The sequence below is a fragment of the Oceanobacillus sp. FSL W8-0428 genome (assembly GCF_038004405.1).
Classification (GTDB): Bacteria; Bacillota; Bacilli; order Bacillales; family Amphibacillaceae; genus Oceanobacillus; species Oceanobacillus sojae.
On record NZ_JBBORB010000001.1, the window covers coordinates 1,614,556 to 1,640,044 of the forward strand.

The 25,489-nt window shown below is 37.8% G+C and carries 27 protein-coding genes, 1 pseudogene and 1 riboswitch; of the genes and pseudogenes, 20 read left to right on the plus strand and 8 right to left on the minus strand.

From position 1 onward, the window contains the following. Window positions 1-108 precede the first annotated feature (108 nt). The 5 genes from MKY30_RS07325 to MKY30_RS07345 all read right to left on the minus strand — a co-directional run bounded on the left by MKY30_RS07325 (window position 109) and on the right by MKY30_RS07345 (window position 4,239). Window positions 109-891, minus strand: a complete 783-nt coding sequence (locus MKY30_RS07325) for a hypothetical protein (protein WP_341083283.1) — start codon at window positions 889-891, stop codon at window positions 109-111. Continuing rightward, complete coding sequence (locus tag MKY30_RS07330; RefSeq protein WP_042530912.1) at window positions 881-1,219, minus strand: PadR family transcriptional regulator; 339 nt, start codon at window positions 1,217-1,219, stop codon at window positions 881-883. Before MKY30_RS07330 ends, MKY30_RS07325 begins: the two co-directional genes overlap by 11 nt. Window positions 1,220-1,599: 380 nt before the next feature. Continuing rightward, window positions 1,600-2,067 carry an S-ribosylhomocysteine lyase gene (locus MKY30_RS07335; RefSeq protein ID WP_147211481.1) on the minus strand — a complete coding sequence of 156 codons (468 nt, stop codon included), beginning with the start codon at window positions 2,065-2,067 and terminating at the stop codon, window positions 1,600-1,602. A 53-nt stretch (window positions 2,068-2,120) separates the two neighbouring features. Next, a complete protein-coding gene (locus tag MKY30_RS07340) occupies window positions 2,121-3,422 on the minus strand; it encodes a Na+/H+ antiporter NhaC family protein (RefSeq protein WP_341083288.1) in 1,302 nt (433 codons plus the stop codon). Window positions 3,423-3,474: 52 nt separating this feature from the next. Next, complete coding sequence (locus MKY30_RS07345) at window positions 3,475-4,239, minus strand: SDR family NAD(P)-dependent oxidoreductase (protein WP_341085605.1); 765 nt, start codon at window positions 4,237-4,239, stop codon at window positions 3,475-3,477. A 99-nt stretch (window positions 4,240-4,338) separates the two neighbouring features. Beyond that, window positions 4,339-4,440, minus strand: a riboswitch (SAM riboswitch). Between the two features lie 242 nt (window positions 4,441-4,682). On the opposite strand from MKY30_RS07345, the gene MKY30_RS07350 reads away from it, so the two are divergent. Beyond that, entirely contained in the window at window positions 4,683-5,036 is a 354-nt protein-coding gene (locus MKY30_RS07350) for a lmo0954 family membrane protein (RefSeq protein ID WP_147211479.1), read from the plus strand. Window positions 5,037-5,060: 24 nt separating this feature from the next. After that, on the plus strand, window positions 5,061-5,696 hold the full coding sequence (locus tag MKY30_RS07355; RefSeq protein WP_147211478.1) for a PspA/IM30 family protein: 636 nt from the start codon (window positions 5,061-5,063) through the stop codon (window positions 5,694-5,696). A gap of 125 nt (window positions 5,697-5,821) precedes the next feature. Here MKY30_RS07355 and MKY30_RS07360 read toward each other — a convergent pair whose 3' ends face one another. Then, window positions 5,822-6,160 (minus strand): DUF898 family protein, encoded by a 339-nt coding sequence (locus MKY30_RS07360; protein WP_147211477.1) that lies wholly within the window; start codon window positions 6,158-6,160, stop codon window positions 5,822-5,824. 141 nt (window positions 6,161-6,301) lie between these two features. On the opposite strand from MKY30_RS07360, the gene MKY30_RS07365 reads away from it, so the two are divergent. Together MKY30_RS07365 and MKY30_RS07370 are read left to right on the plus strand one after the other, a co-directional pair. Then, entirely contained in the window at window positions 6,302-6,856 is a 555-nt protein-coding gene (locus MKY30_RS07365) for a hypothetical protein (protein ID WP_341083291.1), read from the plus strand. Window positions 6,857-6,973: 117 nt separating this feature from the next. Then, window positions 6,974-7,234, plus strand: coding sequence for a helix-turn-helix domain-containing protein (locus tag MKY30_RS07370; protein ID WP_341083293.1), 261 nt, complete (start codon window positions 6,974-6,976; stop codon window positions 7,232-7,234). Window positions 7,235-7,298: 64 nt separating this feature from the next. Here the strand turns inward: MKY30_RS07370 and MKY30_RS07375 are convergent, their stop codons facing one another. Next, window positions 7,299-7,856, minus strand: a complete 558-nt coding sequence (locus MKY30_RS07375; RefSeq protein WP_156988048.1) for a TetR family transcriptional regulator — start codon at window positions 7,854-7,856, stop codon at window positions 7,299-7,301. A 248-nt stretch (window positions 7,857-8,104) separates the two neighbouring features. Here MKY30_RS07375 and MKY30_RS07380 point away from each other — a divergent pair, with 248 nt between their 5' ends. The 5 genes from MKY30_RS07380 (at window position 8,105) to MKY30_RS07400 (ending at window position 12,485) form a co-directional block, all read left to right on the plus strand. Next, a complete protein-coding gene (locus MKY30_RS07380; RefSeq protein WP_147211561.1) occupies window positions 8,105-8,545 on the plus strand; it encodes a carboxymuconolactone decarboxylase family protein in 441 nt (146 codons plus the stop codon). 122 nt (window positions 8,546-8,667) lie between these two features. Then, complete coding sequence (locus MKY30_RS07385; protein ID WP_341083296.1) at window positions 8,668-9,474, plus strand: VOC family protein; 807 nt, start codon at window positions 8,668-8,670, stop codon at window positions 9,472-9,474. A 515-nt stretch (window positions 9,475-9,989) separates the two neighbouring features. Beyond that, window positions 9,990-10,766, plus strand: coding sequence for an ABC transporter permease subunit (locus tag MKY30_RS07390; protein ID WP_339284080.1), 777 nt, complete (start codon window positions 9,990-9,992; stop codon window positions 10,764-10,766). A 27-nt stretch (window positions 10,767-10,793) separates the two neighbouring features. Continuing rightward, on the plus strand, window positions 10,794-11,489 hold the full coding sequence (locus MKY30_RS07395) for an ABC transporter ATP-binding protein (RefSeq protein WP_339284082.1): 696 nt from the start codon (window positions 10,794-10,796) through the stop codon (window positions 11,487-11,489). Window positions 11,490-11,492: 3 nt separating this feature from the next. Further along, window positions 11,493-12,485 carry an aliphatic sulfonate ABC transporter substrate-binding protein gene (locus MKY30_RS07400; protein WP_339284084.1) on the plus strand — a complete coding sequence of 331 codons (993 nt, stop codon included), beginning with the start codon at window positions 11,493-11,495 and terminating at the stop codon, window positions 12,483-12,485. 186 nt (window positions 12,486-12,671) lie between these two features. On the opposite strand, the gene MKY30_RS07405 is transcribed toward MKY30_RS07400, so the two are convergent. Continuing rightward, entirely contained in the window at window positions 12,672-13,547 is an 876-nt protein-coding gene (locus tag MKY30_RS07405; protein ID WP_341083299.1) for a LysR family transcriptional regulator, read from the minus strand. Between the two features lie 129 nt (window positions 13,548-13,676). Between MKY30_RS07405 and MKY30_RS07410 the strand changes: the two genes are divergently transcribed. The 11 genes and pseudogenes from MKY30_RS07410 to MKY30_RS07455 all read left to right on the plus strand — a co-directional run bounded on the left by MKY30_RS07410 (window position 13,677) and on the right by MKY30_RS07455 (window position 25,489). Continuing rightward, complete coding sequence (locus MKY30_RS07410) at window positions 13,677-14,375, plus strand: L-2-amino-thiazoline-4-carboxylic acid hydrolase (protein ID WP_147211470.1); 699 nt, start codon at window positions 13,677-13,679, stop codon at window positions 14,373-14,375. 430 nt (window positions 14,376-14,805) lie between these two features. Next, window positions 14,806-15,297 carry a PTS sugar transporter subunit IIA gene (locus MKY30_RS07415; RefSeq protein WP_186813685.1) on the plus strand — a complete coding sequence of 164 codons (492 nt, stop codon included), beginning with the start codon at window positions 14,806-14,808 and terminating at the stop codon, window positions 15,295-15,297. A gap of 84 nt (window positions 15,298-15,381) precedes the next feature. Beyond that, window positions 15,382-15,681 carry a PTS sugar transporter subunit IIB gene (locus tag MKY30_RS07420; RefSeq protein WP_147211468.1) on the plus strand — a complete coding sequence of 100 codons (300 nt, stop codon included), beginning with the start codon at window positions 15,382-15,384 and terminating at the stop codon, window positions 15,679-15,681. 63 nt (window positions 15,682-15,744) lie between these two features. Next, a pseudogene (locus MKY30_RS24105) lies at window positions 15,745-16,398 on the plus strand (PTS transporter subunit IIC); the annotation flags it as partial. Between the two features lie 110 nt (window positions 16,399-16,508). Further along, entirely contained in the window at window positions 16,509-17,138 is a 630-nt protein-coding gene (locus MKY30_RS24110) for a PTS transporter subunit IIC (protein ID WP_445667713.1), read from the plus strand. An 11-nt stretch (window positions 17,139-17,149) separates the two neighbouring features. Next, window positions 17,150-18,202, plus strand: coding sequence for a 2-hydroxyacid dehydrogenase (locus MKY30_RS07430; RefSeq protein ID WP_339284087.1), 1,053 nt, complete (start codon window positions 17,150-17,152; stop codon window positions 18,200-18,202). 59 nt (window positions 18,203-18,261) lie between these two features. Continuing rightward, the gene (locus MKY30_RS07435; protein ID WP_341083302.1) at window positions 18,262-20,313 is read left to right on the plus strand and encodes a BglG family transcription antiterminator; all 2,052 of its coding nucleotides are present in this window, start codon (window positions 18,262-18,264) and stop codon (window positions 20,311-20,313) included. A 27-nt stretch (window positions 20,314-20,340) separates the two neighbouring features. Continuing rightward, complete coding sequence (locus MKY30_RS07440; RefSeq protein WP_147211464.1) at window positions 20,341-20,991, plus strand: L-fuculose-phosphate aldolase; 651 nt, start codon at window positions 20,341-20,343, stop codon at window positions 20,989-20,991. Between the two features lie 384 nt (window positions 20,992-21,375). Continuing rightward, a complete protein-coding gene (locus MKY30_RS07445; protein WP_341083304.1) occupies window positions 21,376-22,182 on the plus strand; it encodes a hypothetical protein in 807 nt (268 codons plus the stop codon). Between the two features lie 356 nt (window positions 22,183-22,538). Continuing rightward, the gene (locus tag MKY30_RS07450; RefSeq protein ID WP_147211462.1) at window positions 22,539-23,549 is read left to right on the plus strand and encodes a TAXI family TRAP transporter solute-binding subunit; all 1,011 of its coding nucleotides are present in this window, start codon (window positions 22,539-22,541) and stop codon (window positions 23,547-23,549) included. After that, entirely contained in the window at window positions 23,549-25,489 is a 1,941-nt protein-coding gene (locus tag MKY30_RS07455) for a TRAP transporter permease (RefSeq protein WP_341083305.1), read from the plus strand. Before MKY30_RS07450 ends, MKY30_RS07455 begins: the two co-directional genes overlap by 1 nt.

A 25,489-nucleotide genomic window follows, 5' to 3' on the forward strand; every position in this document is an offset into this window, starting at 1 on the left:
GGGATATTGCTTATCTTGATGGGAAAGATTTGTTGCGCGTATATCTGTATCAATGATTTTATCAGGTAATTGAAGGCTGAAGCTTGCAATTCCACATTTAACTATTGTTTAATGAGAGATTTTTTTATCCTCTTTTTTAGATGTATACATTAGAATTCCCATTACAGTAATATTAACGGCAATAAGTATAATACCGGAAATGATTAAATAGGATTCACCTTCTAGAATGCTGCCACCAGTAGAGATTTTACCAATAATCTCAGGCACACTAGGCAGACACATTAAGAATATAAATATTGCCAAAAACCATTGCTTCAAGATAAGCGTGACAATAATGAAAATACTTAAGAGAATAGCTCCGATAATAAGGTTTACAATAAAATTGCTCTCTGCAAGCACAATCCCTGGATGATTTCGGATAATAAATTGTCCGCCGACCAGAGCAGCCATGTAAGGAGCATAAAATAAAAACAGTCCGATGTAGGTTTTTTTACTGTCTCCATATTTTTGAACGATTTTTTTTAAGGAAATGATAGTAGCCGCTGTTCCGATAATCAGCACTGCAAGGTTATACAGGATAACACTTGTATTTAATTCAAAGTCTCCGCTGATTAGGTCAGGAATGATAAATACCCCCAGCAAATAGACAAGTAATAAAATACTATATTTAATAAAACCTTTGTTTCGCGGAAGTTCTTCGGAAATAGACCGGATATACGCCTTCACAGAATTTCCGGTAATACTTCCTACACTTTGCCCATTTGCTTCCGCTTCTATTAAATGATCTCGCAGTTCTGCTTCAATTTCTTGAATATCTTTTTCTCTTTTACCGCGGCTTATTAGCTCTAAACGTAAATTCAGCAAAAATTTTTCTGCTTCTTTACTTAGCATCCTCCACACTCCTCATCAAGTTATTCATCCCTTTATTCAGATAGGACCATTTATTCCGAAATACGGCTAATTCTTCCAAGCCTTTATCTGTGATTGTGTAGTATTTTCGTTTTGGCCCGCCTGTATCGGATTTTTTCAGTTCGGTTTGGACATATCCTTTTTTACTTAAGCGCAGAAGTACAGGATAAATACTTCCGTCACTGATTTCCGGGAAATCCCGTTCTTTTAATTTCTCTAAAATTTCATATCCATAAGTTTCACCTTGAGAAATTAGTCCTAAAATTGCTCCATCTAATAATCCCTTCATCATCTGATCAGATACTGACATGCCGTACCTCCTTGACTATCTTGTAATATACTATAGTTGATTAAAAGGTAATTGTCAACTATCTTATATAAAAAGATAGTTGAGTTTTTTCTTTTACTTTAGGGATAGGTAAAGACGATAATAATGGTGTAATTCAAAGTAGCTGAAATTTTTATTTATAGATTTGAAGTGAAGGGGAAATGATAAATCCATTTACATAAGAAAAACCAAGAAAATCACTTGTTCTTTAAAACACTGGTGTTCTTGCCAAGGAGATGTCCGCTACGGGAAGCGTAGTGTATTTCTGGAGCGGCTATCTCCAGCATTTTTTATACTTTCTTACTCTTTAAAAAAAAGAAACCCGGGCATGCCCGGATTTCCTTTTAACAATTTACTTCAATTTATTCTGCAAATACCTTATGCCATTCTGCTTTATGTTCCAGTAATTCTTTTGCTAATTCTTTGGCACCTTCTAAGCTGTGGCTCGCAGCCCAGCCGCATTGAACTTCATTACATGCGGGAACTTCTTCAGCATTTAATACATCTTCTAAAGTTTTTTCTACTGTTTCCAGAAGTCCATCATAGTTGTCATCGTTTAAAATAGTTAAATAGAATCCAGTTTGGCAGCCCATTGGACTAAAATCTACTACCGTATCATGATGGTTTCTAATTAATTCAGCCATTAGATGCTCCAGTGAATGAAGTGCAGGCATATCCATATGTCCTTTATTCGGCTGTTTTAAACGCAGGTCATACTTATAGATAACATCTCCATTTGCACCTTTTGTTGTTCCAGCCAAACGGATATAGGGTGCTGCCACTTTTGTGTGATCCAGATTAAAACTTTCTACATTCATTGCTTTTACCATAATTGATACGCTCCTTCTTTTTTCTTTAGTTTAACATGTTATTCTTTATTTTTTTAGTTTCCAGCTTTTTTAAATCTGGGAAAGCCTATTAATATAGCAATGATACCACAAATTCCTAATGTCATTGGGTAAATAGAATAAGGTATGATGCTTACTGGTGAAATAGCTGCAAGACCGGCAGCCGCCAGCATTTGCCCTCCATAAGGAACGAGCCCTTGCCAGCAGCTTGAAAAGATATCCAGCAGACTGGCAGACTTTCGCGGGTCAACGTTATATTCATCGGCAATATTTTTTGCTAGTGGTCCAGTCATAATAATCGAAATGGTATTGTTTGCTGTTGCGATGTCGGCGGCACTTACTAACCCGGCAATACCAAATTCCGCTCCTTTTTTCGTTCTTATTCTGCTGGTTACAGTATTGAGCAGCCACTGAATACCACCATTATATTGGATGATGCCAATCATTCCGCCAATGAAAATAGCAACTAGTGCAATATCCTGCATGTTTAAGACCCCTTGAGAAACGGCTTGGATAAGTCCCGTTCCGGTAAAAGAACCATTGAGCAATCCAATAATACCGGCTAGAATAGTTCCTCCGAATAGAACAATGAGTACATTGATTCCGATAAGCGCACAAACTAATACAGCAATATAAGGCAAAACTTGAATAAATTCATAAGGATATTCACCAGCTAATTCAACGGAGCTCCCACGAGTGATAAACCAAAGAATAATAGATGTAACTATTGCTCCCGGTAAAATAATAAAAAAGTTTGTCTTAAATTTATCACTCATTTTTGTATGCTGTGTCCGTACGGCAGCGATGGTTGTATCTGAAATCATAGATAAATTGTCTCCGAACATTGCTCCACTGATTACTGTCCCCATTGCTAGTGCCAGTGGAATGCCGGTTTGCTCAGCAATACCTATGCCGATAGGGGTAAGTGCAGCAACAGTTCCCATAGAAGTCCCCATGGAAAGAGAGATAAAACAACCGACAATAAACAGGCCGACCATCAAATAATTACTTGGAATGAACGACAGCCCCATATTAACTGTTGATTCAACGGCACCCATTTCTGAAGCGGTCTGGGCAAATGCCCCAGCCAAAATAAAAATAACTACCATTAACATGATATTTGGATGTCCTGCACCTTTGGTGAATATCTCCAGCTTTGCAGTAAGTTTTTCTTTTCGATTCATTGCTAGTGCCGCAGCTGATGCAATAATGATAGCAACATTAATTGGCATGTTGGAAAAGTCGCCTGTGATTAATCCAGTGCCAATAAATAAAAGTACAAAAATAAGTAATGGTAAAAGCGCCAATAAGCTTCCTTTATTTTCTTGATTAGCCATTGAAATCCTCCTGATTTTTTATCTGTTTAAGATAATGGAATATAAAAAACGATTAGTTCATGGTCATACCGCCGGTAACATTTACTCCTTGCCCTGTCATATAATCCGAATAAGTGGACGCCAAAAAGATAACAACATTTGCAATATCCTGCGGAACCCCTGTTCTTCCTAAAGGGACCTGAGAATTATCCTCGAGTTCAATTGCCTCCGCATTAACTTTTCGAAGCTCACCGCCAATCGTTCTTTCTGTCCTCTTCATATCTGTTTCAACGATACCTGGGCAGACGGCGTTCACATTGATTTTATCCTTAGCCAGCTCTAGAGCAGCAACCTTGGTCATACCAAGAACAGCATGCTTTGAAGCGACATAGCTCCCCATAAGCCGGTATCCGTTTTTGCCGGCCTGTGAAGAAATATTGATAATTTTTCCGCCTTCTCCCTGCTGTTTAAGGGCATTAGCCGCCGCCTGCATACAGAGGTAGACTCCTTTTGCATTAACATCCATTGTTTTATCCCAATCATTTTCCTTTATATCAACAAAATAATCCATTGTAGAAATTCCAGCATTATTTACTAAGATATCTAATCTGCCAAAATGATCTATCACATGCTTGACCATATTGTCTATCTGATCACTTTTTGATACATCGGTGGCAATATATAAAACATTAGCTGCTGCATTTGCAGGCGCATCTATTTTGTCAGCTACAGCAACCTTTGCCCCGCAATCCAGAAGTGCCTCTACAATTGCCTTGCCAATTCCGTTAGCTCCACCAGTTACAATCGCAACCTTACCTGTTAAATCCATTGTGTACATCACGAACATTCCTTCCCTTCATTGCTGGAATAAAAAGCAAAATAAAAACCCCTTCTTAAATCAAAAGAAGAGGTAAAAATGAAATAAATTATTTTTCTCTTCCTATCTCTAAGCTTTGATGCTACTGGAATTGGCACAGTACTAATATAGTCCGCTGCCGAGGCTTCGAAGGGCCAGTCCCTCCACCTCTCTAGATAAGAAATTATATACTTATAGAATATGAATTTTGTAATTAATAGTAATAAGATACAAGAAATAAATTTGAAAGTCAATATTTGTTGTGGAATTACCTTTCCAATTTTGTTCTTTTCGAATACCCTGTTTAACTGTAGTTTAGAAGCAAATAGACCTTAAGGCTTAGACAAAGATATTTCTCAGGCTCATTACGGGGAAGTGCCAAAACCGATAAGATAAAGATACGATAACGAAAGGGGAAAAACAAAATGAAAAAATTCATGTTGTTTGTCGGAGGACTGATCGCGGTGCTTGTCCTTCTAGCAAATTTAGGTCCAATGGTATTACTGGCATTAAGCGTATGGCTACTATATATATGCTTTAAAAAATTTATGAGCACAGATTCAACTGCTGCAAAAGTAGGTTGGGCGATACTCGGATTAGTTGTAGTGAGCATTACATTCTCTAATATTTATGCTGTTTTAGGTGTTGCAGCGGCATATGCGCTTTACCTTATCTATAAAAATTGGAACACACCGGAAAGCTCTGTTGTCCACGAAATAAAAGAAGATGAAGACCCATTTACGAATTTTGAAAAACAGTGGGCGGAGTTAAACAAATAAAAATCATAAAAGGAGAGATTGATTATGTCAACAAATATTTTCACTCGAATGAAGGATACGATTTCAGCAGATTTACACACAATGATGGATAGAAAGGAGCAAAAGAATCCAATTGCTGCGCTTAATCATTATTTACGCCAAAGTGAACAGGAAAAAGAAAAAGTAAGAAAGCTGATTGACCGCCAATATAAATTAAAAGAAGAGTTTGCACGTGAGTATATGAAAGCACAGGAACTTGCGGATAAACGCTTAAATCAAGCACAAATCGCAGATCGTGCTCAGGAAGAGGAAATGCATGAATTTGCTCTAAAAGAGCATGAAGAATATCAAAACCGTGCAGATCGTATGAAAGCATCCAGAGAAGTAGCTATTACCGAGCTTGAAAACCTGGAGCAGAAATACGAAGAGATGAAGCACCGCTTAAAGGATATGCACCTGCGCCGTATGGAACTGATGGGACGTGAAAATATCGCAAAAGCGAATCATCAAATTAATCGGGTAGTGGAAGAGTCACCAGAAAAACCATTCTCTAAGTTTGCAGAAATGGAGCAGTATATTGAAAACCTGGAGTACAAAGTAAACAGCTCATACTATCGAAGCACGTTTGACAACAAAATTGCAGCAATTGAGAAGAATTTAGATGAAAAGGAAACAAACTAGAGCGCATAGACAGAAGCGAAAAAATTAAAAAGTGTTCTTAGCAGCTCAAACAGCACTCCCCTCATTGCCAATTGGTAATGAGGGGAGTGCCTATTTTGAAAACCAAAATAATTGCAGTATAAAAATTAATTAATAAAATTAGTATGGCGTACTTTCCAATCTTCCAGTTTAATAAACACCCAGAATCCATAGATACCTAATGTGATAATCGTTAAAAGCCACCATTTGATCCAGTTGCCGAAAAGGCCAACAGCTGAACCTGAAAAATGCATCCGTTTGCCATCAATAACTGTATGATTTATTCTCCAACCATAAATCATTGTAATTGACCACGGATAACAAATTCCTAGTGTAAAGACCGTCACTAATGTCCCAAGAATAACCCAGCCAATGAATTGAAGTAATCCACCATCAAAGAAGCTGGTTCTTCCTTTAAATGTTTCTACTCTCTCATTCTCCACCATTAACTCCCTGCTCTCTATGTAAATGATGCTGTATATTCTACCAGAAAATAGAAGGGATTATCGATACTTAATTGTATTGTAGTAGATTTTCTGTGGGAGTATTTGTAAAATAAAGACAATTCAAATGAAGGGAGTGTGCCATTGTTTACAACGCCCATCATTTTAGAAGAAAAAACAGACTACATGAAGCATGATCGGCTGACGAAAAAGCTCATACAAGAGTTTTTTGAGGAGTTCATCGAAGGCTTTTCCCCCGAACTTTACCCCTATATTGATTTCTCCAAGGTGACATTCCTTGAACAGGAAGTATACTTGGACTACATCAATGGCCGCAGGAAGGAAATAGATATTCTCGCTGAAGTAAAGCTGAATCACCAGGACAAAATCCTCCATATTCACACCGAAGCACAGTCAATTCATGAAGATGATTTCCCCGAAAGAATGTATCTCTATTTTTCTTACCTCTACGCCAAACACCGCAAACCGATTCAACCCATCGCCGTTTTGAGTTATACTAGAGAAAAAGAAGAACCGACTCAATTCCAAATTAATACACCTACACAAAACGTACTTCAATTTAATTTTTTACAATTACATTTAACCAAGAAAAAGTGGAAGGAATATATTCAATCAGACAACCCGGCGGTGGCAGCGTTACTCAGTCAAATGGGCTATGAAGAGCATGAACGTGCTTAGGTAAAGCTAGAATTTCTGCGCATGATTACCCGAATGAAAATAGATCCAGCCAAAACAACATTTTTATATGGATTTTTTGAGACTTATTTGAAGCTAAATAAAGAGGAGGAAGCGCAAATGATGGAGAAAATCGAAAACTTGCCGGAAGAGGAAAAAGAAATGGTACTTCATCTTCCTAATTCATATTTTGAGAAGGGGTTGGAAGAAGGAAAACAAGAAGGAAAGCGGGAAGGGATAGCAGAAGGCAGGAAAGAAGGTATACAAAAACGGAATCAGGAAGTAGCGTTGAAAATGATTGCAAGAGGAATGCCGATCAATGAGATAGCAGAAATCACAGAGCTGAGCAAAGAGGAAATTAAAAATCTTGCTGATAAATAGACGGGTATAGCTGAGCTAAAAAGTGAGCGACTCTAATAAGGAGTAATGCTTGCTTTTTCTTTTCTTATCTAAAAAAGTTAAACCGGCTAATTTCTTCAAAAGCTTTTATCAGATCGTCATAAGAGTGTTTAAAGTCACTATCCACCCATTTCATCAGAATATTCCACATTCCGCCCGCATTAAAAGCTAAAGCAAACTCCATATACGCTTCATTCATGGAGTAGGAAAATTTGTCTTTAGTCAGTCTGTGGATAGATGGTAAATGCTTATTAAAAGCCTTTAATAGCAAGCTGTCTAAATCATTTTTTCTAGTCAGCCGAATAAAGTCTATATGCTCTATCCAAAATGCGACAAAAATTTTGGATACTTTCCCCATGTCCATATTTTCTCCGGCTTCCAGTCTTCGCAGGTACTCCTGAGCCAAGGAATCAAGGTATTGTTCCAGTAAAGCTTGTTTGGAATCGAAATGACGATAAAAGGTACTTCGATCTAAATTTGCTTTTTCAGCAATTTCCTTAATAGAGATTTTATGATATGGCTTTTCTTCCAAAAGAGACAAAAGCGCCTCTATCAGCCATTTCTGGGATCTGATGGCAGAGGGGTTGTTACTTGTATGCGTCATCTTGGCTCACTCCTCTTTGTAAATCCAACAAATAAAGGCGGTTTGTAGGACTTATCGAGATTGTATTGCTAATTCGCTAATGCTAGTATACGATAACCTTAAAAATGCAACAAATGTTGCACTTATTTCAGGAAAAAAGAAGAAGGTTTTCATGGAGACAGGCAGATTTTACAAATATCTAAAAAAGGAGAAAGGGTATGGCAAAACTGATCAGTAAAGGTATTGTAAAAGCAGCGGGAATGATGAAAATGGATAACCGAATCAACTATTTTAAAGTGGACCCGGCAGCATTGGAAACGATTATGGATGCTGAGAAATATGTACGGAAAACCTCCATTGACAGGAAGCTGAAGGAGCTTATTAAAATCAGGGTTTCACAAATTAATGGATGCTCTTATTGCTTGAATATGCATACGAGGGCAGCCAAAAAGTTAAAAGTCTCTGATGAAAAGATAGATATTTTGAAGAATTGGAGAGAAGCAGAGACCTTTACAAAAGAGGAAAAGGCGGCATTGGCATTGGCCGAAAATATGACACTGGTTTCGGAAAACGGTGTCAGTGATGAACTATATGGACAGGTGAGAGAACATTTCAGTGAAAAAGAATATGTGGAACTGGTAATGGTTATTATTCAAATTAATACGTGGAACAGGTTGTCCATTGCGATGGGGAATCATGCTGAGGTATAAGGAAATGAATACAGCATGTAGTACAAGAGGCTAAATGATGAAGAATCTCAGTTCCACTTACTTGATATTTCAATTTATCAGCTGTTTCGTATAAAATGAAATGTAAAAAGGGAGGAAGACAAATGCATTTTCAGTTTGACCACCTTGTTCATTTTGTTGATAGTCCGGAAGAAGCCAGAGAGGCGTTGAAGGAGCTTGGCCTCCATGCTGTTGATGGCGGAAAGCATGATAATGGCGGAACATACAACGCGCTCAGTTATTTTGATTTAAGCTATATCGAGCTGATTGGAGTGTTTGATAAGCATTTAGCTGATCAGCCTGCTGAAAAATACAGCCTGGGGTATACCTTTCAAAAAGATAATTATGCATCAGGTTTATCACGAATTGCATTAAGGTCCCGCAATCTTGAGAAGGAAGCTGAACGATTGAAATCACTTGGTCTGGAGGTAATTGGTCCTGTTCCTCTTGGCAGAAAAAGACCCGACGGCAGTATGATAAGCTGGAAGCTGCTATTTGCCGGGGATCCGGAGGAAGAGCTGGCCTGGCCATTCTTTATTGAATGGGAAGAAGCAGACGAAGAACGCAGGCAAGGCTTAAAAGAGCAAGGAACGATTTTCGTTCATAAAAGGGGAGCTCTTTCGCTGGCATCTGTCGGAATTGCTGTGAAAGAGGCGAAATCTATAATAGAAAAATGGTCAGCTTATTTAAATTTGGAGCAGGGAGAATCCTTTATCGATGAAGCTTTATGTGCAACAGGATACCGTTTGAAGCTGAAAGGCGGAGATATTATATTTTATGAACCCAATGGAGTGGGAATGGTTGCTGATACATTGAAGCGGAGAGGAGAGAAACCTTTTCTTGTCAATTTTTCAGGAGGAAGCACTCAAGAACAATTTGAAGTAAAGAATGCTTTGTACCGATTTATTTAAATTGCTGCTCAGCTGGCTTAATCTAATATACAGATTAATGTGTTTAACGAAGTATAACCTCTCATATTCTGGGGTTATTTTTTTTGGAACGGAGAGTGTGAGGATTTGATTTCTAATTTAATTATATAAACAAAAAATTTTTTGATTAGTCTTAAATCAGGTACGGTTTACTGTCTTTTGGCTATTGAAAAGGTTCTGTTACATAATATTTTAGCATTTTCTTATCTGAAATATGGTACAGTAATATAAATGGTATTTCTAAGAAAAATTAATGTTTACAATTCCTAGAGGTAAAGTTATAATTGAGTCGTTATTCATTATATAAACAGATTTTATAGTTTCTAAATTATACATATATAGAAAGGATGTACTCTAATTTTTCAGGATTTTAACTGGATTTGAAAAATCTGTTTCCATTTTTTTATGAGTCAAAATGAAACAGAGACAGCGAAGAATAGATGTGGGATGGGGAAGCTTGTTGAAAAGAATAAGATACATATAAGGGGGCACGATCAGTGAAAAAGAATCAATGGTACAATAACCAGATATTTCCTTGGTTATTGCCGATTGTTATTGTGATTTTATGGCAGGTGCTTGGCCAGCTAAATCTAATTAAATCCACTATGCTGCCGACGCCATTTGAGGTGGTTGAAGCAGGAATCCGCTTATTTCAAACAGGAGAACTGCAGGAGAATGTGTACATTAGTACGAAGCGTGCTGTAATCGGCTTTGCGATAGGCGGTGCAATCGGCTTTCTGCTCGGTTTATTTAATGGAACGATTCTGTTTTTTGAAAAATTGACGGATACCTCTATTCAAATGATACGGACTATTCCGCATTTAGCGCTTATTCCGCTAGTAATTTTATGGTTTGGAATTGGAGAGAGTGCTAAAATATTTCTTGTTGCGGCTGGGGTTATGTTTCCCATCTATATCAATACGTTTAGCGGTATCAAAAATGTAGATCGTAAATTAATTGAGATGGGAAAAGTATATGGTATGTCGAAATGGCAATTGTTCACCAATATCATTTTGCCTGGTGCGATGCCCAATATTCTGGTCGGGATTCGCTATGCGCTCGGAGTAACATGGATTTCTTTAATTGTGGCGGAAACCATTGGCGCTGAAGGAGGAATAGGATATATGGCGACAACAGCCCGTGAATTTATGCAGATGGATGTTGTTGTGCTGACGATTGTGCTTTATGCGATTTTAGGAAAGCTGTCCGACTTTATTGCGAAACTCTGTGAACAGCGTTTGCTGAAATGGAACCCAGCTTACCGGAAGAATTAACTGACAGGGACAGTTTGGAGGGGTTAGATGTTTGGTATTGAGTTACAAAGTGTAGGGAAAAGTTTTGGTAATAACGTGGTTCTGAGAGACATTAATTTATCCATACCCAAACGAAGTTTCACAGCGATAGTAGGAAAAAGCGGCTGCGGGAAAAGTACATTGTTAAGAGTGATTGCCGGATTAGAAAATGTGACAAGCGGTTCTTTAGCTTATACGGGTGAAGAAGCAAAGAAATCAAATATACGTATTATGTTTCAGGACGACCGTCTTCTCCCCTGGAAAAGTATTTTAAAGAATGTCGCTATTGGCGGCGTGGGTATGAAGGAAGCAGAAGAAGCATTAGAAAAAGTAGGATTAGACGGTAAAAAAGATGCCTGGCCGGATGAATTATCCGGCGGACAGAAGCAGCGTGTAGCCCTTGCAAGAGCGTTAGCCAGTAAACCCGATGTTTTATTATTTGATGAACCCTTGGGGGCGCTGGATGCGTTAACACGGATGGAGATGCAGCATTTAATTGAAGGACTGTGGCAGGAACAAAAATTCACTTCTATTTTGGTGACACATGATGTATCCGAGGCAGTACACTTAGCGGATCGTGTTATTGTGCTGGATGAGGGCGGCATTCAAATGGATAAGCAGATAGATTTACCGAGGCAGCGGGAACGGGATGAAAAGTTTACAAGCTATGAAAAAAATATACTGGATAAAATCGTAGGGGGATAAAGAATGAAGAAATTACTCTTTGCACTTATTATATTTAGTTTAGCAGCTGTAACGGCAGCTTGTGGCAATGATCCGGCTTCAGATGCGGCTGAAGATGTTGAGACGATTCGGTTAGGTTATCAAAAAGGGAATACAATGAATCTGTTAAAAGCGCGTGGAACCTTAGATGAAGCACTAAATGAAGCCGGATACAATGTGGAATGGAGAGAATTTTCGATGGGCGCACCGCTTATCGAAGCATTAAATACAAATAATATTGATTTTGGTCATTCTTCAGATGTACATAGTGTTCTCATGCAATCCGGAGGGCATAATGTTAATTATGTGGCCTCTGAGTCACCTTACCCAGAAGGTGTTGCATTATTGGCACGGGAAGGCTCTGACATTGAAACGTTAGAAGATTTAAAAGGGAAAGTAGTCGGTGTAACCAATGGCGGGAATCAGCACTATCTTCTATTAGAATCCTTAAAGCAGGCCGGCATCGGCTGGGACGAAGTAGATATGAAGTTTTATAAGGATGCATCAGAAGGTTTAATTGCATTTTCAAATGATGAATTTGATGTTTTTGGAATCTGGGATCCATTCTATGCGATTGTAGAGGATCAAAATGAAACACATATGATTCTTGATGGAACAGACTTAATCGAAAATCGTACTTTCTATTTAGCAAGAGATAATTTTGCTGAAGAACAGCCAGAAGCACTTACCATCATTTTAGAGGAATTAGAAAATATGGATCAGTGGGCAAATGAAGAAAAAAGAGAAGCAGCTGAAATATTGGCAGATGAGTTAGGATTAGAGCCTGAACCGCTGGAGGTTGCGAATGAACGCCGTCATTTCGGTGTGCAAAGGATGACAGAAGAGGTTATTGCGAATCAGCAGCAGCTGGCAGATACATTTTATGAAGCCGGATTGATTGATAATGAAATCAGTGTGCAGGAAGCGGTAGATGCATATGGTTTAGATGAATCTGTTTTTCCTGATAATATTGAATAGTTTAGAGAAATAAAAAAGAGGCTGTCAGGGCCTCTTTTTCAATACTTGAAGAAGAATATAGTTATTTATCTTGAAGCGGGCGCAAATAGAGTTGCTTGTTCAAAAATACTGATGGAGCAGGACTTAAGCGCAGTTTTAAGATAAAAGACAATGACATCAGCTGTTAGATTTGCAGCGTGCATCGTTTTACAGATATGATGCAAATGATTTACATATTTCTACAAATTTTATCGCTGCCGGAGATGGGGAGGTATTTCGTTTATAGGCAATCCCGACTGATCGTGCATAGTGCTCTGAAAAATTCTTTTGAACAAGATCTGCCGGTGCATGGCGAAGAATAGACTTTGGAACAATCGAAATGCCCAGGTTTTCCTTTACCATAGTTAAAATAGCTTGATCGACAGATAATTCATATATTACATTCGGATTGATTTTATGCTCTGATAAGATGCGCAGTACATCCCGGTCAATATTCTGTTTCGGCATAATCCAGCGTTCATCCTTTAATTGATGAAGTGTCAGATTCTTTTCATCAGCCAGAGGATGATTTTTTGCCATAATGCATAGAAGCTCATCATCAAAAATAAAATCAAATACTAAATTTTCAGGTGCTGGCTGCGCAATAAATCCAATATCTATTACACCGTGCTGTAGCCAATTTTCAATTTGGTCATAATCTCCCTCCATCAGACGGATAGTAACATCTGGATACTGCTGTTCGAAATAGGATAATACCTTTGGAAGCAAGACTAAAGATATGCTCGGAAGTACGCCGACTGTTATTGTTCCGCTGATCAGATTTTTTAAATTGGCTACGGTATTTTCAAGCTTCTGCTGTTCCTGCAGTATTTTCAAGATGTGTTCGTAGACGATTTTTCCATTGCTTGTTAAAATAATGTTATTTCTATTCCGGATGATTAAAGGGATATCCAGCTCTGCTTCTAAATTATTCATCGCATGCGTAATCGATGATTGGGTCAGGTTTAGCTTCAACCCGGTTTCGGTAAAGCTTCCTGTTTCAATTAACATATGAAAAGCGAGATATTGGGATAATGTAGGCATAATACACTTCCTTTTATTAATTTTTTTCATAGTTACAAATAAAAATATTCATTAGATTTATAGTTTGTTTTATTTTATAATAGAATGAAAACCAAGTAAATTAATAAGAATTTAAGGGAGATAGATAGGATGAGTGAAGAAAAGCTAATGATGAAAGCTTTGTCAATGGATATTATTACAGCGAAAATGTTTACTGAACTTCATCTCTCAATAACAGAAGCATATGGTGAAGATGAAGGACGGAAGCTTGTGCACAAAGGTTTGGAAGCATTTGGACTGAGAGATGCAGAAACAATGGCGAAAAAAGCTACAGCAGAAGGGCAAAATCACGCCTTTTATGAATATTTACCACAGGTTGTTGAGGGCGAAGAAAAATATGCAGACCTGACGACCTTTGCGCGTTTTTCAAAAATGTTTGCCCAGATCTCCAAACAGGTAGTTGATAAATATGAGGAAGAGGGCGAAGATGTTATTAGACGTGCTGTAGAGCGATACGGCAGAAAGCGCGGAGAGGGTATTGCCCAGCGTGCCCGTTCAAATGGTTTAGAAAATAACTCTGATAATTATTTGAAAAACTATGATATGGCCCGCAGTGAATTATTTGAAGTAGATACGGTGTATAAAGAGAATGAAGTGGAACAAACCTTTACGTATTGCCCATTTGGCCAGCAATGGGCAGACGATGATATGGGGAAATATGGCATTCTTTATTGCCAGGTTATTGATCCTTCTGTAGCGAAAGGCTATAACGAAAATTTTGAAGTAGTACATGATCAATATGTACTGCGTGAAGGGCAATGTCACTTCCAGTTTCAAATGAAGAAGTAAGTTAGGAATAGATGAAGAGAGGCTGAAATAAAGTCTCATCTCAAATGAAAAATAGTGATTTTCCAACGGTGGAGAATCACTATTTTTCTGTAATTGACCTTTGGAAGAAAGCTGATCTCTCTGCTTCTGCTACGAAGCCAAACTTGATACTGATAGAGAGTCCGCCTTAGATGTGACGGGCTTTTTTGCGTGTTTCCCTTTTTATACATCCAAATGATTATGTTACCTCACGATAAAAACTGTGATCAAATGTTCTTTATTATAGAAAGCGATTACAATAAACTGATATTAATATAACATCCCGGTGAATATGGCTACACAGATTTTGTATTTAGCTGAAGACTGAGCAAGACAAAATCTTTTGCTGAGAAATAGTAAGTCAGCAGCATACAATTCTATGCTGGATGTTGGAAAGGAGGGTATTGGGATAGTGAAAGAAAATGAAATAAATACACTATTTAAAAAAGAACTGATTCGTCTCAATGAAAAGTTTACTTCCCAAGAAGATTTTTTTAAGAAAGTAAGCAAATGGCTGACAAAGAAAGGCTATGTAAAAGATACATTTTATCAGGCTATCTATCATCGTGAACAGGAATCACCTACCGGGTTACATACACCGACTTTCGATGTAGCAATTCCGCACACAGATCCGGAGTATGTTTATGAAGCCTTTATAGCTGTTATTCGGCCAGAACAGCCTATCTCCTTTCGGGAAATGGGAAATTTGCAGGGAGCAACAGAGCCACAGCTATTATTTGTTATCGGCTTTAAAGAAAGCAAAGATCAATTGTCAATTTTACAGAACCTGATGAAGATGTTTCAGGATCAGAAGGTAATGGATTTCTATCTGCGTTCCAATGATACAGAAGAAATTTATACAACAATAAATGAATATTTAAGAACAGCAGCTTACAAGGCTTAAATAAGATGGAAAAGTAAGTTCATCATTAAAAATTAATTTATAGAGGAAGTTCAAATAGAACGCATATCTCAAGGAGGAAGAAAAATGAAGAAATCAATTAACGTATTGTCCGTATGTGGATCAGGAACAGTAACAAGCTCAATGATTGCAGGTAAGGTGACAGATATTTTGAAGGAAAACGGGTATAACGCGAAAACAACAGAAACCAATCCAAATGGTGTGGAATCTGAGCTTTCCAATGGCAGCTGGGATATTATCGTTCATACGAGTCCGCTGAAGTCAACCTACAATGTTCCTTCTATTAATGCAGTCGGCCTTTTAACAGGAATGGATGAGGAAGGATTTATTGAAGAGCTTTTAGACGCTGTATCAAAATTAGAGTAAAAAATATAAAACTGAAAAGGGGAAATGAACATGCAAAATGTTTTGGATACGTTATCGAATATTATGGACGCATTTGGTGCATCCATTGTCGTACCTGTAGTACTTTTTATTATCTGTTTGTTTATGAGACTTCCTGTTAAGAAAGCTTTTCAGTCCGCTTTGAATGCGGGTATTGGTTTAATTGGCTTTAATCTTTTGATTGGTGCATACACTCCGATTGTGACACCTACTGTAGAAAGAATGGTAGAAACAACAGGGATTAATTTAAACATTCTTGATACAGGATGGCAGGCAACCAGTGTTGTTGCATACTCCACAGAAGTAGGAATGATTTTCTTAGGGCTTGGAATCATTCTGCAGACATTATTATTTGTAACCAAATATACGAACATTTTTATGCCATCCGATTTATGGAATAACTATTCCTTTATGCTTTGGGGGTCAATGTTATTTATTGCAACAGGAAATCTGTGGCTGGCTATTCTGTTGATGGTAGTAACAAACCTTTACACATTAGTTTTTGCGGAGCTATTATCAAAAAGATGGTCAACCTACTATGGGTATCCCAGAACAACTATCGTAGCTTCTCACGATGTAGGAGCTCTTCCGCTGGGGCTGGCAATGGATTGGATTTTAACCAAGCTTGGAGCTAATAAGGTGAGATGGAGTCCGGAAAACCTTCAAAATAAATTAGGATTTCTAGGTGAAGCAACAACGTTGGGCTTGGTAATCGGCTTGATTTTAGGTCTTGTTGGTAACTTTACTAATCTGAATACATTGGAAGGCTGGGGAGAAGCCACTATGGTTGGGTTGCAACAGCAGCAATTATGGCAATTTTCCCACGAATTGCCGGTATTTTTGCATCAGCATTTACCAGTATTACAGATGCTTCTAAGAAAACGGCAAAATCAGCTGGAGGCAAAGGGCGGGTCTGGTATTTGGGAATTAATGACGCTGCGGGGTATGGAGAATCTGCAACCCTATTAACAGGAATGCTGTTAATTCCGACAATTATTATACTATCCGTAGTTTTACCGGGGAACCAGGCTTTGCCGATGGTCGATTTGATTGCTATACCGTATATGCTGCAGGCAATAGTACCACTATCTAATGGGAATATTTTAAAAGCATTTATTTCAGGTACTGTTTACTTATCTATTGGTCTATATCTTGTTACTGCTGTAGCTCCAATATTTACAGAAGTAGCAACAAGTGTCGGCGTATCTTTACCTGCCGGAGCAGTAATGATTTTCAGTTTAGCAGTAATGACGAATCATTTGGCAGGATTATTATTCCTGCTCTTTCTGACACAAAATCCAGTCTGGATTATTTTATCGATTGCTGTTTATGTTGTTTTATATATTGTAGTCCGCCTGAAAAAAGAAGCTATTCAAACCTATATGGAACGTCAAGCATTGGGAGATGAATTTGAGGAGCAGAAGGCAATTAATTCATAGAGGTGATCAAAGTGAAAAAAATAATTGTTGTTGGTGATGCGCTTGTCAGCAGTGAGACACTGGAAGATGCAGCATATCAACTAGATTTAGATGAACCTGTCGAAGTAAAGCGATTTGAATGGTACTCCAATTTACAAAAAGAGCAGTTTCAGGAAAAGATACTTCAGATTGAGACAGGAGGGTCAGAAGCTGTCGATATACCTGAAGGCATCCTGGAGGAGATACCGACAGCTGATTATCTTTTAGTCCATATTGCGCCAATATCTGAGGAAATGATTCAAGCAGCTGAAAAACTAAAATTTATTGGAACCTGCCGCGGAGGATTAGAGCATATCCATTTAGAAGCATGCGACCGCAAGCAAATACCGGTAATCCATGTTATTCGCAATGCAGAGCCTGTTGCCGATTTCACTCTCGGTCTGATGCTGGCAGAAACCAGAAATATTGCCCGTTCCCATCATTATATAAAACAAGGGAAGTGGGTCAAGGCTTTTGCGAATGATCCTTATAAAAAAACACTCAGCCAGCATACAGTAGGATTGTTAGGGCTGGGATATATAGGGAAGCTGGTATTAAAAAGGTTAAATGGGTTAGGGGTAAATGTGATAGCTTACGATCCTTATGTTGATGCAGAGAAATTAAAGAGAGAAGATTTGCAGGCGGAATTAGTAGGGTTAGAGGATTTATTCCGTCAATCAGATATCCTCTCCATACACGCCAGGCTGACAGATGAAACCGAAAATCTTGTTAACAAATCTTACCTGCAGTTAATGAAGCCAAGCAGTTATATAATTAATAGTGCCAGGGCGGGTCTGGTTAATAGAGAAGACTTGCTGAATGTGTTGAAAGAGGGAGCAATTGCCGGAGCTGCATTGGACGTGGCCTGGACGGAGCCCCTTGAAGAAAACGATGATTTCTTAAGTCTGGAAAATGTAACGATGACTTCGCATATTGCTGGAGATACAGTGGATGCAATTCCAAGATCTCCTTATTTATTAAGGGATGTATTAAATGATTACTTGAAAAAAGGAATGAGTGACATGCTGGTCAATTTAAAGGAATAAATCTGTTGGAAGACTGCTTAAGAATGAAATGAAGTGCGATAGATAAAGGAGCATATAAAATGGATAAAAGAGTAAGGAAACTACTCAACGATATTGTATATCAACCAGGGGTTTCAATGAAGGAGCTTTCGATTAAACATCATCTCAGTCTTGCCCAAATTGAATACGCTATAAAAAAAGCAAACCAATTGTTAAAAGAATATCAATTTAAAGAAATACAACGAATAAATAACCATTTGTATGCTGCTATATCACAAGAAGAATATGCAAAAATGATGAAGCAGAAAAGTGAGAGCTTAAACGACTATTTTTATGAAGTAGACAGACAAAATATGATTTTACTGATGCTGCTCCTGGAAAGAGATATTTCATTAATATCTCTTTCGCTTGAATTGGGAGTAAGCAAAAATACCATTCTCAAGGATTTAAAAGAGGTTGAATTAACACTGAAGCCTTATCGGTTATCACTGATTTATACACGAAAAGCAGGATACGTGATTAAAGGGCCAGAAATAAGAATACGTCAGTTTATGTTGGAGTTAATTAACCATTATGATTTTAATGATGGATGGTTTCACAAATTTATTAATCTGACTAACGATAAGAAATCCTTTTTTGCTGCCCTTTTTGAGGGAATAGAAAGAGAATTAAAAGTCCGCTTTTCCGATGAAACGATAGAAAAGCTTCCTATTATCATCACATTGATGCGAAGGCGTGTATTAAATGATTCTCCGTTATCTATGAGAGATATGCCGGATTTAGAAATGCTGTGGAAAGAAAATGCCTATAAATCTGTAAGTAATATATTGCATGAAAACGGGCTTACTGAATCACTGAATAAGTATGATATTTCTTTCATGGTGATACAGATCCTGGGTGGGAATCTATTATTAAGTAATAGCAAACTGCAGGAAAACAGCTTGTATTTTCAAGCTATCCAAAAAATGGTACATCGTTTTGAGAGTATGATGACAGCTACTTTGGCGGAGAAAGAGGACTTATACCAGAAGCTTTATCAGCATCTTATTCCAGCGATGTACCGGATAAAATACGGTGTCCCTTTGACAAATCCAATTGCAGATCAAGTTAAAGAGAAATATGGATTTATTCACAGCATTATACAGAAAGCAATTGAACCTGTGGAAGAAGTAATGGGATGCAGATACAGTCAAGATGAATTAGTTTATATCACCATGCTGTTTGTAGGTGCTTTTTCTCATTCTAATCAGAAGCAGGGAGAAAGGTTAAGAGCAATTGTCCTTTGCGAAAACGGTGTTTCTATCTCTTATTTACTTACCAATGAATTAAAGAAGCTATTTCCCGAGATAACATTTGAACGCTATATGTCAAAAAGGGCATTTTTAGAAGAAAACATAAAGGTAGACTTGATTTTTTCAACAATTTATATGCCTTTGGATATCCCCTGCTTTCAGGTCACACCATTCTTAAGCGATGAGCAAAAGCAATACCTTCGCCATCGGGTCTTCTATCAAATGGAAGGAATGACGAATAAGCAGATTACAACATCGACGCTTATGAATATTATTAAGCAGCACGCAGATATCAGGGATTATGACAAATTAAAACAAGATATACAGAAATATATTTTAGAGGTGGAGACAAATCCGGTAAATGACATGCCGTTTTCTTATTCTTCGGATCCACAGCTGTGTGATTTGATTACAGAGAACACGATACAAATTGCAACAGAGCCGCTTCAATTTGAAGAAGCTATCCGGAAGACTGCAGAACCATTAATTGATCAGCAATTAATCAGCCCCAAATATGTTGACCGGGTGTTAACGAATTATAAAAATGCAGAATCTTATTTTGTTATTAGTCAGAATGTTGCGATTCCCCATGTAGCAAATGAAGGAGATGTTTTTAAACTAGGAATGAGTTTACTGAAGCTGGATGAGCCTATTTATTTTGCGAATGAAGGACACTGGATTCAAATTGTTATTCTCATTGCTCCCTTTGATAAAGAGCAGCATATGGATGCGATAGCGGAGCTGCACCAGCTGGTTTTAAATCAGTCAAATGTAGAAAGAATCATTGCAGCCGAAACGAAAAGTGAAATCATCGATTGTTTATATAAATTACCTCACTAAATTTTACGAAGAAAGGAAGGTTATTGTATGCTATTAAAAGAAGAAAGAGAGCAGATTGTAGCGTATGGAAAGAAGTTGATAGAAAGTGGATTGACGACAGGAACAGGCGGTAATATCAGTATTTATCATCCAGAGGAAGATTTAATGGCGATCAGTCCAAGCGGAATTGATTATTTTCAAACAAAGCCTGAAGACATTGTGGTGACAAAATTATCAGGAGAGACCGTTGATGGAGACCGGAAACCATCCAGTGAATTGGATATGCATCGGATCTTTTATCAAAGAAGAAAAGATATTCGGGCAGTTGTCCACACGCATTCCACATATAGTACAACATTAGCAACCCTGCGCTGGGATTTGCCGGCCTCTAATTATTATCTGGCTATTGCTGGTGGTAACAATGTTAAATGTGCTGATTATGCATCATTTGGAACCTGGGATCTTGCGGAGAAGGCTTATGAAGCAATGCAAAGCAGATATGCCTGTTTTTTAGCAAATCATGGTCTATTAACTGGAGCTATCGATCTGCCTAATGCTTTTTCCATTGCGGAAGAGATTGAGCGTTGTGCGGAAACCTATTATCGTGCAAAATCGATTGGAGAACCAGTGCTGTTAAGTGATGAAGAGATGGAATTTATGCTGGAAAAGTTTCAGACTTATGGTCAGGTGAAAGCTTAAATTATAAAAAAAGATAAGCTGATAAAATGAAAAATAATAATCTCTTTCATGCTTTATATAATAGGTAATGAAAGGGGTTATTTTTTCTTAGCGATGGTAGAGAGGAGTGCTATTTAAAAGCAGAGAATAAATATGTAGTAAAATAAGATTGATTTTTATTTTAGTTCACAGGACTTTTGATGTGTTATTTCGAAGTATAAAACTTACGGCCTGTTTTTTGTCATATACCTTCTTTTCTTCCCTTTTCGCCTGTTTTTGGGTTTGAAAATTTTTAATTTATGCTAAGGTAATCTTATATACTGTAATAACAATCATGATAAAGGATTAAAGGCTTTTTCATCATGATTTATTTAATAGTATAAATTAAAAACATGAGGTGATAGGATGGAGAAAGATGATAAGAAGCAGGACAAAAAGGTAGAAGAGGAAAATGCTCAGCCAACGCCTAATGAAGAAAAGGTGAATGAGGAAATTGATCAGGCAGAAGTTTTTAATGAGGGTGCCCCTAATCAAGCCGAAACAAATGATATACATGCAGACCAGAGTCAGCAGGGAGAAGAACAGAGCAGCGCAACTGTAACTGAACAACCCAAAAAAGAAAAAACTTCCCAATTTGATTTTCAGGAAAGCTTTAGTGAAACAAAAGGTATTGCATTAGGCGCGATATTAAGGCCGGGTGCTCTTATTCACTCCAGTCGGGCAATCAAAGTAGAAACAAGTGTCATTATCTTCGCTCTATTAGCTGTACTTATCAGTGTTTGTCATTATTTATTTTATAAATATGGATTTGACGGAGCTCTCTCTTATTTTAGCGATATTAATTTCACATTTTTTCTAAAAACGTTTGTATCCTGGCTTATTACATTTGCTATCGGTTATTTCTCACTTTACATTTTACTGAAACATTTTGGAAACCGGTCGATGGAGCATAAAGATTTACTGACGAAGTATGCGATTGTCAATATTCCATATGTTCTTGTCTTTTGTTTAGTAACATTATTTTTCGGGTTAGTACTTATCGATGTATTTATCGTGACATACGTGTTCTCATTATTATTATTTGGATTTATACATGTTTATTTATTTTTAGCACTAATGGAAAAATCCCGTTATGATATTTTCTGGACGCTGGCAGTGTATCAGCTGGTGCTTATCGCAGCGTCGTATTACTTAGTTGGTATGGACTTTTGAAGGATTTTAATAAATTATCGTGCAAATACCAGAGCAGTCTCAGGATTGCTCTGGTATTTTGTTTGTCTATGAATAAAGTCTTTATCTAAGAAGGCTTCCTTTTCACAAGAATTTTTCTTTATTCATTGCTGTTGTTTCTTTCTATATAAGTAGTAAATATTCCTTGATTTCTATTATCGTAAAGCAGGGCAGCAGCCATTATTGGCCAATGACTGGGTAAATTATTAAAAATAGACTATCATCTCAAATTTTAAAATATTTATCAGAATTTTACATAAAAGTATTGTCACAGAATGTTCAATGTTGTAATATTGTATTACAAGTTAACTTGAAAGCGCATACAAAGAGGTGTTTGAATGAAGGGCAGTAAGATATTTTTATTTGCAGTACTTATTTTTACCTTTGTTTTATCCGGATGTAATTTTGAGAAGAAAGAAATTTACAACATAGCAACAGGAACTACTGGAGGTACATATTATCCGATTGGTGTTGGAATGGGGCAGCTTTGGACAGAACATTACCGGGATGAGAACATAAAATTTAATGGGCAGGCATCGGCGGGTTCTGTAGAGAATATTGATTTACTCCGAAACGGAGAAGCTGATTTTGCTATACTCCAGGGGTTGCTCTCTACACAGGCGGCAGAAGGAAGCGGTATTTATGAAGGAAATCAGTATGAGGAGCTTCGTGCTGTAGGGATGATTTGGCCAAATGTAGAACACTTTGTATTAATGGAGAATTTCGTAGAGTCAGGTGATATCTCTGATATCGATGGGAGGTCATTCTCTGTCGGCCCTCAGGCAAGTGGAACAGAGCAGTCTACAGTAACAATGATGGAGGGTATAGGACTTGATAAAAGTGATATTAGAACAGAATACCTTGGATATGACGATACCATTTCTTCAATGAGAGATGGCAGGCTAAATGGCGGCTCTCTTCCGGCAGGTGTGCCGGTGTCTGCAATTACAGATATGTATGCAAGTGGATTGAATGCAGCCATTTTAGATGTTACTGATGAACAAATGGCTGATATTAATGGCATCGTCAATACCTGGTACCGCTATACAATTGAAGCAGGTACCTATCCAAGGCAGGAAGAAGATATAGAAACAATTGCCCAGCCTAATGTATTAGTGACAACCTCGGACATGGATGAAGAATTAGTTTATAACTTAACAAAAATACTATTTGAAAATCGTGAATACATGATTAACATTCATAATTCAGCCCGGGAAATGCAGGTGGAGACAGCATTGGAAGGTTTGAATACTCCGCTTCATCCTGGTACTTACCGCTATTTTGAAGAACAGGGTGTAGAGATTGAAGATCATCTTAAGCCAGAAGAGTTAAGGGAGGAGGGGAATTAATGGGGAACGCGCAGGCAAAAAAGGTAGATGTAGAAAAAAGCTTAAAAGAAGAGCCGGTTATAGACCGTAAATCATTGCGTAACAAAATCATTGCTATTGTCGGGATTATATTGTCTATCTTTGTTTTGCTGACATCCAGCTATTTAAACATTCAGGAGTTTTATAGAAATACCATATTTTTAATTTTAATTTTTGTCATGGGTTTTTTACTGCATCCATCAAACAAAAATAAGACCGGGAAAATATCATCGATTGATGTTATTATGATTTTCCTTTCAATTATTTCAATTGGCTACATTACCGTAACATACACAAATCTCCATGTAGACCGGCTTTCGCAGGCGAATACAATAGATTACCTATTTGCAGTTTTATGTATTTTGATATTGTTTGAGATAACACGGCGATCTATTGGCTGGTTTATTCCGATTTTAAGTGTCTTAGCTTTGCTTTATGGGGTCTATGGTGCATATTTCCCTATTGATTTTGCTCATTCAGGCTTTACATTCGAAAGGCTGCTATACCGGATTTACATGACATCTGACGGGATTTTTGGCAGTACGTTATCCATTGCTTCTACTTATATAGTATTGTTTATCTTATTTGGTTCATTCCTTACAGTGAGCGGTGCAAGTAATTTGTTTAATGATTTGGCGCTGGCGATTGCCGGGCAGCGTCGGGGCGGTCCTGCACAGGTTGCTGTTATTACAAGTGCGCTGACAGGATCATTAAACGGAAGTGCTGTAGCCAATGTGGCAACAACGGGTGCGTTTACCATCCCGTTAATGAAAAGTATCGGGCTAAAGCCAAGATTTGCTGGTGGAGTAGAAGCTGCTGCTTCTACTGGGGGCATGCTGATGCCGCCTATTATGGGAGCTGCTGCATTTATTATGGCAGGGTTTTTGGGGATTCCTTATACAGCAATTGTTTTAGCCAGTATTCTGCCATCCCTGCTATATTTTATTGCCTTAGTATTTGCAATTGACACAGAGGCGAAGAAGCTTGGGTTGAAAGGTATCAGCAAAGACAATATTCCAGATATCAAGAAAGTGTTATTGGAAAGAGGAGCATTACTTCTGCCTATTGTTGTTGTCATGGGAGTGCTTCTATTAGGAAGAACAGCAATTTTTGCCGGGTTTGCCGGAATTATTGCTACAATTGTTACTTCTTATTTAACCAAGGATAAAACGAACAGAATTACTATCTCTAGGTTTTTTGAAGCACTTGTCGACGGAGCTAAAAACTCGGTCCAAGTTGCTATCGCTTGTGCTTCTGTAGGTATTATTATCGCCGTTGTATCCATGAGTGGTGTAGGTTCCATGCTTGCTTATAATGTAGCAGACCTTGCAGGAGGAAATCTGTTTATTATATTAATGCTGGTTATGATTACTTGTATTGTACTCAGCTTGGGATTACCATCGACGGCTTTATACATTGTGGTAGCAGTAACAGCTGCTCCAGCACTTGTTCAGGTAGGAGTCAATCCGTTAGCAGCTCACTTTTTTGTGTTTTATTATGGTGCAATGTCTAATGTGACTCCTCCTGTAGCTTTGGCTGCATATACCGGGGCTGGAATTGCGAAAGCGAATCCGATGCAAACAGCCTGGACAGCCTTACGTTTGGCATTACCTGGTTTTATTATTCCAATTATTATTGCGTATGATCCAATCCTGCTGTTACAGACGGATGACGGCCCAATTAATTACTTTGTATTAGCACAGGCATTTATATCTGCTGTTATTGGTGTCTATGCACTCGCGGTTGGATTCGGCAACTATATTCGAGTAAAATTAAATATAGTAGAAAGAATCTTATTAATTGGAGTAGCCTTCTTATTGATTTCAACGAATCAATTATTAGACATTATTGGATTAGCATTATTTGCATTAGTTCTTACTTTCCATTTTATAAGAAGCAGGCGGCTCTTGGAGGCAGGATGA

Excerpts from the sequence above, each read along its gene's own strand:
- MKY30_RS07325 (WP_341083283.1), bottom strand. The coding sequence starts at position 891 with ATGCTAAGTAAAGAAGCAGAAAAATTTTTGCTGAATTTACGTTTAGAG.
- MKY30_RS07330 (WP_042530912.1), bottom strand. The coding sequence starts at position 1,219 with ATGTCAGTATCTGATCAGATGATGAAGGGATTATTAGATGGAGCAATT.
- MKY30_RS07335 (WP_147211481.1), bottom strand. The coding sequence starts at position 2,067 with ATGGTAAAAGCAATGAATGTAGAAAGTTTTAATCTGGATCACACAAAA.
- MKY30_RS07340 (WP_341083288.1), bottom strand. The coding sequence starts at position 3,422 with ATGGCTAATCAAGAAAATAAAGGAAGCTTATTGGCGCTTTTACCATTA.
- MKY30_RS07345 (WP_341085605.1), bottom strand. The coding sequence starts at position 4,239 with ATGTACACAATGGATTTAACAGGTAAGGTTGCGATTGTAACTGGTGGA.
- MKY30_RS07350 (WP_147211479.1), top strand. The coding sequence starts at position 4,683 with ATGAAAAAATTCATGTTGTTTGTCGGAGGACTGATCGCGGTGCTTGTC.
- MKY30_RS07355 (WP_147211478.1), top strand. The coding sequence starts at position 5,061 with ATGTCAACAAATATTTTCACTCGAATGAAGGATACGATTTCAGCAGAT.
- MKY30_RS07360 (WP_147211477.1), bottom strand. The coding sequence starts at position 6,160 with ATGGTGGAGAATGAGAGAGTAGAAACATTTAAAGGAAGAACCAGCTTC.
- MKY30_RS07370 (WP_341083293.1), top strand. The coding sequence starts at position 6,974 with ATGATGGAGAAAATCGAAAACTTGCCGGAAGAGGAAAAAGAAATGGTA.
- MKY30_RS07375 (WP_156988048.1), bottom strand. The coding sequence starts at position 7,856 with ATGACGCATACAAGTAACAACCCCTCTGCCATCAGATCCCAGAAATGG.
- MKY30_RS07380 (WP_147211561.1), top strand. The coding sequence starts at position 8,105 with ATGGATAACCGAATCAACTATTTTAAAGTGGACCCGGCAGCATTGGAA.
- MKY30_RS07385 (WP_341083296.1), top strand. The coding sequence starts at position 8,668 with ATGCATTTTCAGTTTGACCACCTTGTTCATTTTGTTGATAGTCCGGAA.
- MKY30_RS07395 (WP_339284082.1), top strand. The coding sequence starts at position 10,794 with ATGTTTGGTATTGAGTTACAAAGTGTAGGGAAAAGTTTTGGTAATAAC.
- MKY30_RS07400 (WP_339284084.1), top strand. The coding sequence starts at position 11,493 with ATGAAGAAATTACTCTTTGCACTTATTATATTTAGTTTAGCAGCTGTA.
- MKY30_RS07405 (WP_341083299.1), bottom strand. The coding sequence starts at position 13,547 with ATGCCTACATTATCCCAATATCTCGCTTTTCATATGTTAATTGAAACA.
- MKY30_RS07410 (WP_147211470.1), top strand. The coding sequence starts at position 13,677 with ATGAGTGAAGAAAAGCTAATGATGAAAGCTTTGTCAATGGATATTATT.
- MKY30_RS07420 (WP_147211468.1), top strand. The coding sequence starts at position 15,382 with ATGAAGAAATCAATTAACGTATTGTCCGTATGTGGATCAGGAACAGTA.
- MKY30_RS24110 (WP_445667713.1), top strand. The coding sequence starts at position 16,509 with ATGGCAATTTTCCCACGAATTGCCGGTATTTTTGCATCAGCATTTACC.
- MKY30_RS07435 (WP_341083302.1), top strand. The coding sequence starts at position 18,262 with ATGGATAAAAGAGTAAGGAAACTACTCAACGATATTGTATATCAACCA.
- MKY30_RS07440 (WP_147211464.1), top strand. The coding sequence starts at position 20,341 with ATGCTATTAAAAGAAGAAAGAGAGCAGATTGTAGCGTATGGAAAGAAG.
- MKY30_RS07445 (WP_341083304.1), top strand. The coding sequence starts at position 21,376 with ATGGAGAAAGATGATAAGAAGCAGGACAAAAAGGTAGAAGAGGAAAAT.
- MKY30_RS07450 (WP_147211462.1), top strand. The coding sequence starts at position 22,539 with ATGAAGGGCAGTAAGATATTTTTATTTGCAGTACTTATTTTTACCTTT.
- MKY30_RS07455 (WP_341083305.1), top strand. The coding sequence starts at position 23,549 with ATGGGGAACGCGCAGGCAAAAAAGGTAGATGTAGAAAAAAGCTTAAAA.